The sequence below is a fragment of the Corallococcus sp. CA053C genome (genome assembly GCF_003611675.1).
In the GTDB taxonomy this organism is placed as follows: Bacteria; Myxococcota; Myxococcia; order Myxococcales; family Myxococcaceae; genus Corallococcus.
This window is the reverse complement of record NZ_RAWA01000049.1, coordinates 24,458-36,637: the sequence shown is the minus strand read 5'-3', so window position 1 is coordinate 36,637 and position 12,180 is coordinate 24,458. Positions and strand designations below refer to the sequence as shown.

Here is a 12,180-nt window from a genome sequence, read left to right as displayed (position 1 = left end):
CGCCCCCGCGCGGTCCTCCACGACCCCCCTGCCTCCGCCTCGCGACGCGGGCACCTGGGCGGACGCGGTCCTCACCCCGGTGTCGGCTCCCGCCTACGGAGACCCTCTACCGGAGAACGTGCTTCGCCTGGAAATGTCGGAAGAACAGGTGAAGCTGGGCGCGGAGTCCTTCGCACCGGCGCTCTCCCCGGACGCGGCGCGGCTCGCGGAGCGGGTGCGCGGGCGGGACGTGCTTCTCGTGAGCGACGACGACACGTTCCTCGCGCAGGTGTCCGAGGCGCTGGCGGTGCTCCAGGCCCACGCTGCGTCCGTGTGGCTCGCCCATCCGGACGCGCCGGTGGCGTACCGGCTGGTGCTGCGCGACGAGGCGGGCTTCCGGGCGTGGCTCGCGGAGGTGGCGCCCGGGAAGCTGCGCATCATCCAGCGCGCGGATGGCTTCGAGCTGACGACGAGCGTGGGCAAGCTGCCGGGGCCGGACCGCAACGGCCCGTCCGTGCCGGTGCGCGGCGGGCGTCAGGACATCGCCTCGCTGAGGCGGGAGCTCACGCGGTTGAAGGGGCGCTTCACCACGTCGGACGACCTGTGCCTCGTGCCCTCGTTCGGCACGGAGCTGGTCCAGGTCGCGCGGGCCCTGGGCGGCACGTACGTCGCGCCGGAGCGCGCGTTGTTCGACACGCTCTGCCTCGTGTACCCCACGCCGGCAAGCGCGCGGGATGGGGGTTCCCCGCATTCGCGGTGAGGAAGGTCTCCCGCCTGGCTGCCGGGCACGCGAGGTCTGCGGACGCCGGGTGGAAGGGGTGCGCATCTGCTTGAGGCGGTGCGCCCCGCTCGCTACTACCCCCCGCGTGTCGTGCGCTCTACAGTGCCGCGCGCCTTGATTCCTGAAGGATATGGAGGGCGGTGTCCCTCCCGGAGGTTGTAGATGGTCGCCGTAACCGAGCCCGCTGCCCGTCCCCAGGATGTCCTCGCCGGGGGCACGTTCCTCTTCCAGGAGGTGGGCGCCACCCGCATCCTCACTCCGGAGGGTTTCTCCGAGGAGCAGCGACTCTTCTTCAAGACGGCGCTCCAGTTCTGCCGTGAGCAGGTGCTGCCGCAGGCCGCGCGCATCGAGGCGAAGGACAACGCGCTCCTGCGCGACCTGCTGCGCCGCGCGGGCGACCTGGGTCTGTTGAGCGTGGACATCGCGGAGACCTACGGCGGCACGGGCCTGGACAAGACGACGTCGCTGTTGCTCGCGGAGGCCATGAGCCTCTTGGGCTCCTGGTCGGTGACGTCCAGTGCGCACACCGGCATCGGCACGCTGCCCATCGTCTGGTTCGGCAACGAGGCGCAGAAGGCGAAGTACCTGCCGAAGCTCGCCACGGGCGAGTGGGTGGCGGCGTACGCGCTGACGGAGCAGGGCAGCGGCAGCGACGCGCGCGGGGCGAAGACGAAGGCGGTGAAGAGCGCGGACGGCCAGCACTACCTGCTCAACGGCTCCAAGCTCTACATCACCAACGCGGCCTTCGCGGACGTGTTCGTCGTCTTCGCGCAGGTGGACGGCGACAAGTTCACCGGCTTCATCGTGGAGAAGGACACCCCGGGCCTCACCGTGGGCCCCGAAGAGCACAAGATGGGCATCCGCGGCTCGTCCACCTGTCCGCTCTACTTCGAGGACGCGAAGGTGCCCGCGGAGAACCTGCTGGGCGAGCTGGGCAAGGGCCACCGCATCGCCTTCAACATCCTCAACTACGGGCGGCTGAAGCTGGGCGCGGCCGTCATCGGCGGCATGAAGCTGCAGCTGCAGAACGCGCTCAAGTTCGCGCAGGAGCGCAAGCAGTTCAAGGCGCCCATCGCCACGTTCCCGCTCATCCGCGAGAAGCTCGCGCGCATGGCGTCGCTCATCTACGCGGTGGAGAGCATGACGTACCGCACCGCCGGCCTCGTCGACGGGCGGCTCGCCGCCAAGGAGCGCACGGACGCGGACTACGACGCGCACGTCATCGCCGCGATGGAGGAGTTCGCCACCGAGGCCTCCATCATGAAGGTCTTCGGTTCCGAGGCCCTGAACTTCGTGGTGGACGACGCGGTGCAGGTGCACGGCGGCGCCGGCTACATCGAGGAGTACCCGGTGGAGCGCGCCTTCCGCGACGCGCGCATCAACCGCATCTTCGAGGGCACCAACGAGATCAACCGCATGCTCATCACCGGCATGCTGCTCAAGCGCGCGGTGAAGGGCGACCTGCCGCTGTTCGCGCAGGGGCGCTCGGTGTCGGACGAGCTGAACCGGGGCGAGCGTCCCCGCGCGGGCCGGCAGGACGCGCTCGCCAACGAGGAGATCGCCGCCGAGTGCGCCAAGCACCTGGCCATCCACGGCATGCGGCTGGCCGCGGAGACGTTCGGCACGGAGCTGGACAAGCACCAGGAGGTCATGGCCGCGCTGGCGGACGTGGTGATGGACGCCTACGCGCTGGACTCCATGGTGACGCGCACCCGGCAGGCCGCCGCCAGCGGCGTGCAGGATCCGCTGCGCGTGTCGCTGGTGCGGCTGTACGCGATGGAGTCCACCGCGCGCGCCTTCGAGCGCACCCGCCGCGCGCTGTGCTCCATCCTCAAGGGCGACGTGCTCGCGCTGGAGCTCAAGCGGCTGTCCGCGCTGGACGCCTTCACGCCGTATGATCCGGCGGAGCTGCGGGAGACGGTGGTGGCCGGCCTGGAAGAGGCGGGCGGCTACCCGTACAACCCGCTGTAGGAATCCGAGCCTGGGAGCCTGGGGCCCAAGGCCTCAGGGCATCCGCGACACGGCGTCCAACCCGAAGCTGACCCGTGCCCGCCAGGGCGCGGGCGGCAGGTGCTCCAGCGCCATCAGTGCTTCCAGCCGCTGGAGCATGTCCGGCCGCAGCCGGCCGAACGTCGCGCCGAAGCCCGGGGTGACGGCCTCCGTGGAGCCCTTGCGCGGCAGGGTGGACGTCCACGCCACCTCGCCGTGCAGCAGCAGCGGCCCTTCCTTCATGTCCATCTCCAGGAGGAACGGCACGCCCACCTGGACCTCGCGGGGCAGGGCGGGGGCGTCCACCTCCAGGCCCACGCCGCCTCGGGAGATGTCGCGCACGATGAAGGACGGGGCGTGGGTGTCCACCTCCTGCGCCCGCAGGTGCAGCGGCATGCGCGGGAAGCGGCGCAGGCCGTTCTGCTCCTCCTGGGCGAAGATGTGCTGGAGCACCGCGTCCAGGCCGCTGCGATCCTCGGAGCCGTCGTAGCGCACGGTGAGCAGGAAGCGCTCGCCCGGGCGGGGCTCCACCTTGACGACCTCGCCCAGCACCTCCACCGGGCGCGCCATGCCGCCCGCGTGCATCTCGAAGGTGAACCGCGTGCCCAGGGGCAGCGCCTTGCGCGTCTCCAGGGTGACGCCGCCCTGGCCCACGCTCCGGGTGTACTCGCCGACCAACGACTGCGGCGTCTTGTAGGCCACCTTCAGTCGAACGTTCGTATCCACGTACCCACCACTCTCCGGCGGGTGGCGGGAAAACTCAAGCGCACCCCACCGCCAGGGTTGGGCCCGGACCCCCTGGCCCCGGATGTCTGGCGCCGAGCGCGCGGTGTTCCAACCTGTTGCGCTTTCTTGACCCCCCCCAGGGGGGCGCGTATGTATGCCGGCCGCAGAGGGGTAAGAAGTGGGAAGGAGTGGTGGTCCGTCCCGCGCCAGGCTGAAAAGGTGGATCGTTCCGCGTGTTCCGAGGCGTCTATGAGCACCAGATCGACGCGAAGGGGCGCACCAGCCTCCCGGCCAAGCTGCGGGAGACGTTGGTGGGCGCCTACGACGAGCGGCTCATCGTCACCACGGCCCTGGACCCCTGCCTCCACGCCTACCCGGTGCGGGAGTGGGAGGCGTTGGAGACCGCGCTCGCCCGGCGCAACCCCATGGAGCCGGGGGTCAAGACGTTGATGCGGCTGTACGTGGCCAGCGCGCAGGAGTGCCCGTTGGACAAGCTGGGCCGGCTGCTCATCCCGCCGTCGCTCAGGTCGTACGCGAAGCTGGAGAAGGACGTGGTGTGGGCGGGGATGGTGAAGGTGATTGAGCTTTGGAGCCTGGACGGTTGGGCGAAGGCGCAGGCGGATGCGCGCCAGGAAGCCACCTCCCAGGACGTGTTGCGGGTGCTGGGCGAGCTGCGCCAGCCGTAGCCAGGAAGTCGACAGCAGCCGGAAGTTCTCGCGAAGTAGTTCTCCGCGGAAGGGTGGCAGCGCATGGACCAGATGCAGGAGGTTCGACGGAACAGGGCGGCGCTGGCGGGCTCCGAGCGCGTGGAGACCCTCATGCTGGAGGGCGAGCTGGGCGAGGACGACCTCTCGAAGCTGTGCGAGGACCTGATGCACAAGCTGCACCGGGGCATCCGCCAGGTGGTGCTGGACTTCGCGGACGTGTCGCACCTGAACTACCGAGGCGTGCGCCCGCTGGTGGCCCGCACGGAGGCGTTCCGCCGCGCCGGTGGCGACGTGAAGCTGTCCGGGCTGTCGCCGTACCTGGCCGCCATCTTCCGCGCGGCCGGCGCCCACGACGCCTTCGAGCTGTACCCGCACATGAACGATGCCCGGGCGGCCTTCTCGCTCTCGCGCGCTCCCTTCGTCTGAACCCCTGAACCTCGCCCGGGCCCCCCTCGTGGACTTCCAGCACCAGACCGTCCTGCTCCACGAGACGGTGGAGGTCCTGCTCCCGGCGGAGGGCAAGGTGATCCTCGACGGCACGCTCGGCGGCGGCGGCCACTCCGAAGCGCTCCTCGCCCGGGGCGCCACGGTGGTGGGCGTGGACCGCGACCCGGTGGCGCTCGCGGCGGCCACGGCCCGCATGGGCGGCCACGCGCGCTTCCAGGCCCGGCAGGGCAACTTCGCGGAGCTGTTCCAGGTGGCGAAGGATCTGCTCCCCGTGGACGGCGTGCTGGTGGACCTGGGCGTGTCCTCGCCCCAACTGGACGTGGCCGAGCGCGGCTTCTCCTTCATGAAGGACGGCCCGCTGGACATGCGCATGGGCGACACCGGCCCCACCGCCGCGGAGCTCATCGCCATCACCGACGAGCGCGACCTCGCGCAGATCCTCCGTGACTACGGCGAAGAGCCCTTCGCGCGGCCCATCGCCCGGGAGCTCAAGCGCGCGCTGCCGCAGCGCACGCTGGAGGCCGCGGAGGTGGTGAAGCGCGCGGTGCCGCGCAAGGCGTGGCCGGACCGCATCCACGTGGCCACCCGCACGTTCCAGGCGCTGCGCATGGCGGTGAACGGGGAGCTGGAGGCGCTGGACGCGCTCCTGGCCTCGCTGCCGGCGCTCCTCAAGGTGGGGGGCCGCGCCGCCGTCATCTCGTTCCACTCCCTGGAGGACCGCAAGGTGAAGGAAGCCTTCAAGGCCCTCGTGGGAGGCTGCAGCTGTCCGCCGGGCTTCCCGGTGTGCGTGTGCAACAGCCAGGGCGACTTCGCCCTCGTGTCCAAGAAGGCCGTCGCGGCTTCCGATGCGGAAGTCCAGGCCAACCCCCGCTCTCGTAGCGCGCACCTGCGCGCGGTGGAGAAGATCCGATGAGCAAGGCCCTTCCGCGCAACACCGTCTCCGTGGCCGGCGTGCTGATGCACCTGCTGCCCGCCGTGGCGCTCTTCGCGCTGTTCACCGCGGTGGGCATTCTCCACGTGACGAGCCGCGTGCTGGTGGTGGACATGGGCTACCGGCTGTCCAACGCGGAGGGCGAGAGCCGCTCGCTGACCCGGGAGAACGACCGGCTCAAGCTGGAGCTGGCCACGCTCAAGGCCCCCGGCCGCCTGGAGCGCGTCGCGCGCGAGCAGCTGGGCATGGCGATGCCCCGGGGCGGCGCCGTGGTGTCCGTGGCGGATGAGCGCGTGCAGGACTCGCGCACCGCGCAGGCCCGTTCGTCGGCGCCGTCCGTCCGCGTGGCGGAGCGGGGGACCCAGCGGTGAGGGACTTCAAGAGCGCGCGGGCGCCCGAATCCAACGCGAAGTGGCTCAAGCTGCGGGTCCAGCTGCTGTTCGGGCTGTTCCTCACGCTTTTGGGTACCGCGTTCGCCCGCGCGGTCTACCTCCAGGTCTTCCAGCAGGAGAAGCTGCGGGGGCTGGCGCAGGACCAGTACGTCCGGCAGATCGACATCCCGGCCCGCCGCGGCGACATCTTCGACCGGCGCGGCACGCCGCTCGCCCAGAGCGTGGAGGTGGACTCCATCTGGGTGGATCCGTCCCTGCTCCCGGACGTGCGGCAGGCGTCGCGGCTGCTCGCGAAGGCCGTGCACCTGGACCCCAACGACGTCGCCTCGCGCCTGGGCCGCGCCAAGCGCTTCGCGTGGGTGAAGCGCCAGGCGAAGCCGCAGGAGGTGGAGGCGGTGAAGGCGCTGGGGCTTCCGGGCCTGGGCTTCACCAAGGAGCCCAAGCGCTTCTATCCCCAGCGCGAGCTGGGCGCGCACATCGTCGGCATGGTGGGCACGGACGGCCACGGCCTGGAGGGCCTGGAGCTCGCCTTCGAGGACGAGCTGTCCGGGCAGAACGCGCGCACCTCCGGCTTCCGCGACGCCAAGGGCCGCAAGCTGATGGTGCAGGGCGCGTTGGATCCGCTGGAGCGCCAGGGTGCCGCGGTGACGCTCACGCTGGACCGCCACCTCCAGTACGTCGCGGAGAAGGCGCTGGCCAAGGCGGTGGACGACGCGAAGGCCATCGCCGGCATGGCGGTGGTGTTGGATCCGCGCACCGGTGAGCTGCTGGCGCTCGCCAACAACCCGCGCTTCAACCCCAACACGCCGGAAGACGGCGTGAAGAACGCCATCCGCAACCGCGCCGCGCTGGACGCCTTCGAGCCCGGCTCCACGATGAAGGCCTTCGTGGTGGCCGCCGCGCTGGAAGAGAAGGCCGTCACGCCGGACTCGCTGTTCTTCTGCGAGAACGGCGCGTGGCGCATCGGCCGCCACACCGTCAACGACACCCACCCGCACGGCTGGATGACGCCGGAGGGCATCCTCCAGGTGTCCTCCAACATCGGCGCCGCGAAGGTGGCGGAGGCCCTGGGCCGCGAGAAGCTGGTCGCCGCCTACCACGCCTTCGGCTTCGCGGAGCGCACGGGCCTGGCGCTGACGGGGGAGAGCCGGGGCAGCATCCCGTTTCCGAAATCGGACATCTCCCTGGCCACCCAATCCTTCGGCCAGGGCATGACGTCCACCGCCGTGCAGCTGGCGGCGGCCTACGGCGCGCTGGCCAACGACGGCGTCCTGATGCGCCCGTACCTCATCTCCAAGGTGGTGGACCCGGACGGCATGGTGCTGCTGGAGAACCAGCCCACGCAGCTGCGCCGGGTCGTTTCCCAGAGGGTGGCGCGGCAGGTCGTGGGCATGCTCGAGAGCGTGGTGGTCAAGGGAGGAACCGCCCCCAAGGCCGCCATGGAGGACTACCGCGTGGCCGGAAAGACGGGCACCGCGCAGAAGGCGGACCCGGTGGCACGGGGGTATTCCGACAAACGCATCGCGTCTTTTGCGGGCATGGTGCCGGCCGAGGCCCCGCGCGCCGTGATTCTCGTGATAGTGGACGAACCGAAGACGGACGTATACGGGGGGAACGTGGCTGCCCCTGCCTTCAAGGAAATCGCTACCGCCGCCATGGCCCACCTGGCCGTGCCCCCGTCCCGTACGGTGGCACCCGCCGAGGTGGCCGCGGCCGCTGCGTCTCCGGTGCCCCCTCCGGCATCGAAGGCGTTGGCGAAGGCCGTGCCGGTACGGGCGGTCCTGGCGGAAGCGGTGACCGAGACTCCGGAGCCCGGCACGGTGCGTGTGCCGGACGTCCAGGGTCAGGCGGGTCGCGAAGCCGTGGTGAAGTTGCTTGCCGCGGCGTTGGAGCCACAGCTGCAAGGCAGTGGACGAGTGGTGTCTCAGACCCCCCCCGCCGGTGCGCTGGTGGAGAAGGGGGCCCGGGTGACGCTGGAACTGGCGACGCGGCAATGAGGCCGTGTCCTTTCCAGGCCCCGCATCAGCAATGCGTGTGAAGGGGAAGAGATGAAGCTGACGGATGTCCTCGCAGGGTGTGGAGCCGAGCAGACCTCGGGCGGCCGTTCCGCGGTCGACGTCACGGGAGTGACGCAGGATTCGCGGCGCGTGAAGCCGGGGGACCTCTTCATCGCCGTGCCCGGCCTGAAGGAAGATGGGGCCCAGTTCATTGGTGAGGCCGTGTCTCGCGGTGCCGTGGCCGTGGTGTCAGAGAAGCAGGGGCAGTCCTCGCAGGTGCCGTTCTTCAAGGTGAGCAGCGCGCGCAAGGCGCTGGCCCTCATCGCGGCGAACTTCTACGGCCGCCCCGCCGACAAGCTGACGCTCCTGGGCGTCACGGGAACGAACGGGAAGACGACGACGACGTACCTGCTGGAGGCCATCCTCGCGACGGCCGCCATGTACTCGGGCTCCTCCGCTCCCGGCGTCATCGGGACGCTGGGCTACAAGTTCGGCGGCAAGACGACGGAGCTGGCCAACACCACGCCGGACCCGCTGGAGCTGCACCGCATCTTCCGCGAGATGGTGGATGCCGGGGTGGAGACGGTGGTGATGGAGGTGTCCAGCCACGCGCTCGCGCAGGAGCGCGTGCACGGGCTCACGTTCAAGGCCGTGGGCTTCAGCAACCTGTCCCGCGACCACCTGGACTACCACAAGGACATGGAGGAGTACTTCCAGGTCAAGCGCAAGCTCTTCGCGGAGAACCTCGCCGCCACGGGCACCGCGGTGGTGAACGGCGACGACACCTTCGCCAGCCGCATCTACAACGAGCTGCGCGGCCAGAAGCGCATGGCGTGGAAGTTCAGCCGCCTGGGGCCCGGTGAGATTTCGGCTTCGGACGCGACCTTCTCGCTCAAGGGCATCGAGGCCACGCTCAAGACGCCCGCGGGCGACATCAAGATCAAGAGCAAGCTGCTGGGCCCCCACAACCTGGAGAACATCCTCCTGGCCACGGGCATCGCGCTGGGCGCGGGCATCTCGCGCTCGGACGTGAAGAGCGGCATCGAGCTGGTCTCCAAGGTGTCCGGCCGCATGGACCGCGCGGAGAACCACCGCGGCGGCCCCGCGCCGGCCGTGCTGGTGGACTACGCGCACACGGATGACGCGCTCAAGCGCTCCATCGAAGCGGCGCGCACGCTGGCCAAGGGCCGCGTCATCGTCGTCTTCGGCTGCGGCGGCGACCGCGACAAGGGCAAGCGTCCGCTGATGGGCGCCGTGGCCGCGGAGGGTGCCGACCTGGTGATGGTGACCAGCGACAACCCGCGCACGGAGGACCCGGAGGCCATCATCGCGGAGGTGACGCCGGGCCTGGAGAAGGGCGGCCTGCGCCGCATCTCCGCGGGCAAGGCGAAGGTCGGGGAGAAGGGCTACCTCGTGGACGCGGACCGCCGCGCCGCCATCGAGCAGGTCATCAACCTGGCCAAGGACGACGACGTCGTCCTCATCGCCGGCAAGGGCCACGAGACCTACCAGACGGTGGGCAGCGAGAAGCACGCCTTCGACGACCGCGAGGTCGCCGCCAAGGCCCTGGCCAACCGCATCCCGGGCTGAGCTTGAAGGCCCACCGCCACCTCCTGCGCCCACTTCATGTCCGCTCGATTCTCCGACGATGAGGTGGTGCAGGCGACCGGGGCGACCCGCCGTGGGGACGCTGTCCCCGCGGGGTTTCCCGCCGTCTGCACCGACACGCGGTCACTCACCCCGGGGTGCCTCTTCGTGGCGCTCCAGGGCGAGCGCTTCGACGCCCACGACTTCGTGGACGGCGCCATGCGTGGAGGGGCCGCGGGGGCGGTGGTGAAGCGGGGCAGGGCGCTGCCGGCCCTGCCCGCGAACTTCACGCTCTACGAGGTGGACGACACCCTGGCCGCGTTGGGCGGCCTGGGTGCGCTGCACCGCCGTCGCTTCCGCATCCCGGTGGCGGCGGTGGGGGGCTCCAACGGGAAGACGACCACCAAGGAGATGGTGGGTGCCATCCTCGCCACGCGGGGCCCCGCGCTGAAGACCGAAGGCAACTTCAACAACGAGGTCGGCGTCCCGTTGACGCTCTTCCGGCTGGAGCCGTCCCATGTGGCGGCGGTCATCGAAGTGGGGATGAACCAGCCGGGCGAAATCGAACGGCTGACGCGCCGGGTGCGGCCCGACGCGGGCGTCATCACGGTGGTCCAGCCGGAGCACCTGGAAGGGCTGGGCAGCCTGGAGGGTGTGGCGGAGGCGGAAGGCGAGCTGTTCCGCGAGCTGCTGCCCCAGGCCACCGCGGTGGTGAACCTGGACGACGCGCTCATCGTGCACCAGGCCGCGCGCAGCGGCGCGAAGCACCTCACGTTTGGCCGGGCGGAGGGCGCCGACGTGCGCCTCACCGGCATCGAGACGCTGGGGCGCGACGGCATGGTGGCCACGGTCCGTTACGCCCAGCGGGACTGGCCGGTGCGCCTGCACTTCGTGGGGCCGCACAACGCGCAGAACGCGACGGCGGCGTTCGCGACGGCGCTGGCGCTGGGCTACTCCCCCGAGGAGTGCGTGCGCGGCCTGGAGACGGCGCGGCCGTACGCGCGGCGCCTCAACATCCTCGACGCCCCGAACGGCGTGATGGTGGTGGACGACTGCTACAACGCCAACCCCGCTTCCATGGAAGCGGCGCTCGTCACGCTGGGCACGCTGGTGCCCAAGGGTGGCCGGGCGGTGGCGGTGCTGGGCGACATGCTGGAGCTGGGCGCGGGCGAGTTCGAGGCCCATGCCCACCTGGGCGAGCTCGTCGCGCGGCATGCCTCGCTGGTCGCGTTCTTCGGCCCCCGGTCCTCCGGTGGGCACCAGACCGCGAAGCTGGGAGAGGCTGGCGCGCACTTCACCGACGTGGAGCCCCTGGTGGCGTGGTTGACGCCCCGGCTCGTGCCCGGTGACGTGGTGCTGGTGAAGGCCAGTCGCGGCATGCGGCTGGAGCGCGTGGTGGCCGCCCTGACGGGCACGGCCGCCCCCAAAGGGAGTCACTAAGTGCTGTACCTCCTGTACGAGCTCATCCAGAACACCGAGGCCGGGCGCGTCCTCAACTTCCTGCGCTACCCGACCTTCCGCATCATCGCCGCGGGCGTCTTCGCCCTGCTCTTGGGGATGCTCATCGGCCCGCGCCTCATCGCGCGGCTGCGCCTCAAGCAGCACGGGCAGAGCAACGTGCGCGAGGACACGCCGGACTCGCACCAGAAGAAGAAGGGCACGCCCACGATGGGCGGCGCGCTCATCCTGCTGTGCATCGCGGCGGGCACGCTGCTCTTCGCGGACCTGAAGAGCCGGGGCGTCTGGGTGATGATCCTCCTCACCTTCGGCTACGGCTTCATCGGCTTCCTGGATGACTGGCTGAAGCTGTCCAAGCGCAACTCCAAGGGGCTCGCGGGGCGCAAGAAGATGGTGCTGCAGACCTTCTTCTTCCTCATCGCCGTCTTCGGGCTGATGTGCACGTGGACGAAGGCGGACGGCTCGTTCGGGCCCACGCTGCTCATCGACACGCGGCTGACGCTGCCGTTCGTGCCGTCGCATTGGTTCAACCCGGACCTGGGCTGGTTCTACGTCGTCTTCGCGTGGATCGTCATCGTGGGCACGTCCAACGCGGTGAACCTCACGGACGGCCTGGACGGTCTGGCCATCGTGCCGACCATCGTGTCGGCGGTGACGTTCTGCGTGCTCTGCTACGTGGCGGGCACCACGCTGCACATCGCGGACACGGAGACGGTGAACGGCGTCGCGCGCCTCACGGCCACGCCGCTGTACCGCTACCTGGGCATCCTCCAGGTGCCGGGCGGCGCGGAGCTGGCGGTGTTCTGCGCGAGCATCGTGGGCGCGGGCATCTCCTTCCTCTGGTTCAACACCTATCCGGCGTCCGTGTTCATGGGCGACATCGGCTCGCTGGCCCTGGGCGGCGCGCTGGGCGGGCTGGCCGTGTTCTCGAAGAACGAGGTGGTCTCTGCCATCATCCACGGCATCTTCTTCGCCGAGGCGCTGAGCGTGATGATCCAGGTGGCCTCGTTCAAGATGACGGGGCGGCGCGTCTTCAAGATGGCGCCCGTGCACCACCACTTCGAGCTCAAGGGCATGGCCGAGCCGAAGATCATCGTGCGTTTCTGGATTGTCGCCATCCTCTGTGGTGGCGTGGCCCTGCTGTCCCTGAAGCTGCGCTAGGCGCGAAAAGGGGTCTGTCCCGCCC

Annotated in this window: 11 protein-coding genes; 10 read left to right on the top strand and 1 reads right to left on the bottom strand. The window is 70.3% G+C overall.

All coding sequences use genetic code 11. The features are described from left to right. Positions 1–28 precede the first annotated feature (28 nt). Positions 29–739 (top strand): hypothetical protein, encoded by a 711-nt coding sequence (locus tag D7V97_RS09680; protein WP_120610326.1) that lies wholly within the window; start codon positions 29–31, stop codon positions 737–739. 183 nt (positions 740–922) lie between these two features. Then, positions 923–2,731, top strand: coding sequence for an acyl-CoA dehydrogenase family protein (locus D7V97_RS09675; RefSeq protein WP_120610322.1), 1,809 nt, complete (start codon positions 923–925; stop codon positions 2,729–2,731). 33 nt (positions 2,732–2,764) lie between these two features. Here the strand turns inward: D7V97_RS09675 and D7V97_RS09670 are convergent, their stop codons facing one another. Next, on the bottom strand, positions 2,765–3,475 hold the full coding sequence (locus tag D7V97_RS09670; protein WP_120610321.1) for a PilZ domain-containing protein: 711 nt from the start codon (positions 3,473–3,475) through the stop codon (positions 2,765–2,767). 233 nt (positions 3,476–3,708) lie between these two features. Between D7V97_RS09670 and mraZ the strand changes: the two genes are divergently transcribed. The 8 genes from mraZ (at position 3,709) to mraY (ending at position 12,155) form a co-directional block, all read left to right on the top strand. After that, positions 3,709–4,161 (top strand): division/cell wall cluster transcriptional repressor MraZ, encoded by a 453-nt coding sequence (gene mraZ, locus D7V97_RS09665; RefSeq protein ID WP_120610320.1) that lies wholly within the window; start codon positions 3,709–3,711, stop codon positions 4,159–4,161. Positions 4,162–4,224: 63 nt separating this feature from the next. Beyond that, a complete protein-coding gene (locus D7V97_RS09660) occupies positions 4,225–4,608 on the top strand; it encodes an STAS domain-containing protein (RefSeq protein ID WP_120610319.1) in 384 nt (127 codons plus the stop codon). A gap of 28 nt (positions 4,609–4,636) precedes the next feature. Continuing rightward, positions 4,637–5,542 carry a 16S rRNA (cytosine(1402)-N(4))-methyltransferase RsmH gene (gene rsmH, locus D7V97_RS09655; protein WP_120610318.1) on the top strand — a complete coding sequence of 302 codons (906 nt, stop codon included), beginning with the start codon at positions 4,637–4,639 and terminating at the stop codon, positions 5,540–5,542. Further along, on the top strand, positions 5,539–5,931 hold the full coding sequence (ftsL, locus tag D7V97_RS09650; RefSeq protein ID WP_120610317.1) for a cell division protein FtsL: 393 nt from the start codon (positions 5,539–5,541) through the stop codon (positions 5,929–5,931). Before rsmH ends, ftsL begins: the two co-directional genes overlap by 4 nt. Next, positions 5,928–7,949, top strand: a complete 2,022-nt coding sequence (locus D7V97_RS09645) for a penicillin-binding protein (RefSeq protein WP_120610316.1) — start codon at positions 5,928–5,930, stop codon at positions 7,947–7,949. Before ftsL ends, D7V97_RS09645 begins: the two co-directional genes overlap by 4 nt. A gap of 51 nt (positions 7,950–8,000) precedes the next feature. Next, the gene (locus D7V97_RS09640; RefSeq protein WP_120610315.1) at positions 8,001–9,539 is read left to right on the top strand and encodes a UDP-N-acetylmuramoyl-L-alanyl-D-glutamate--2,6-diaminopimelate ligase; all 1,539 of its coding nucleotides are present in this window, start codon (positions 8,001–8,003) and stop codon (positions 9,537–9,539) included. Positions 9,540–9,575: 36 nt separating this feature from the next. Continuing rightward, positions 9,576–10,976 carry a UDP-N-acetylmuramoyl-tripeptide--D-alanyl-D-alanine ligase gene (gene murF, locus D7V97_RS09635; RefSeq protein ID WP_120610314.1) on the top strand — a complete coding sequence of 467 codons (1,401 nt, stop codon included), beginning with the start codon at positions 9,576–9,578 and terminating at the stop codon, positions 10,974–10,976. After that, positions 10,977–12,155: a phospho-N-acetylmuramoyl-pentapeptide-transferase gene (mraY, locus tag D7V97_RS09630; RefSeq protein WP_120610313.1), complete on the top strand. Its 1,179-nt coding sequence runs from the start codon at positions 10,977–10,979 to the stop codon at positions 12,153–12,155. Positions 12,156–12,180: the final 25 nt, after the last annotated feature.

Excerpts from the sequence above, each read along its gene's own strand:
- murF (WP_120610314.1), top strand. The coding sequence starts at position 9,576 with ATGTCCGCTCGATTCTCCGACGATGAGGTGGTGCAGGCGACCGGGGCG.
- D7V97_RS09660 (WP_120610319.1), top strand. The coding sequence starts at position 4,225 with ATGGACCAGATGCAGGAGGTTCGACGGAACAGGGCGGCGCTGGCGGGC.
- ftsL (WP_120610317.1), top strand. The coding sequence starts at position 5,539 with ATGAGCAAGGCCCTTCCGCGCAACACCGTCTCCGTGGCCGGCGTGCTG.
- D7V97_RS09675 (WP_120610322.1), top strand. The coding sequence starts at position 923 with ATGGTCGCCGTAACCGAGCCCGCTGCCCGTCCCCAGGATGTCCTCGCC.
- D7V97_RS09640 (WP_120610315.1), top strand. The coding sequence starts at position 8,001 with ATGAAGCTGACGGATGTCCTCGCAGGGTGTGGAGCCGAGCAGACCTCG.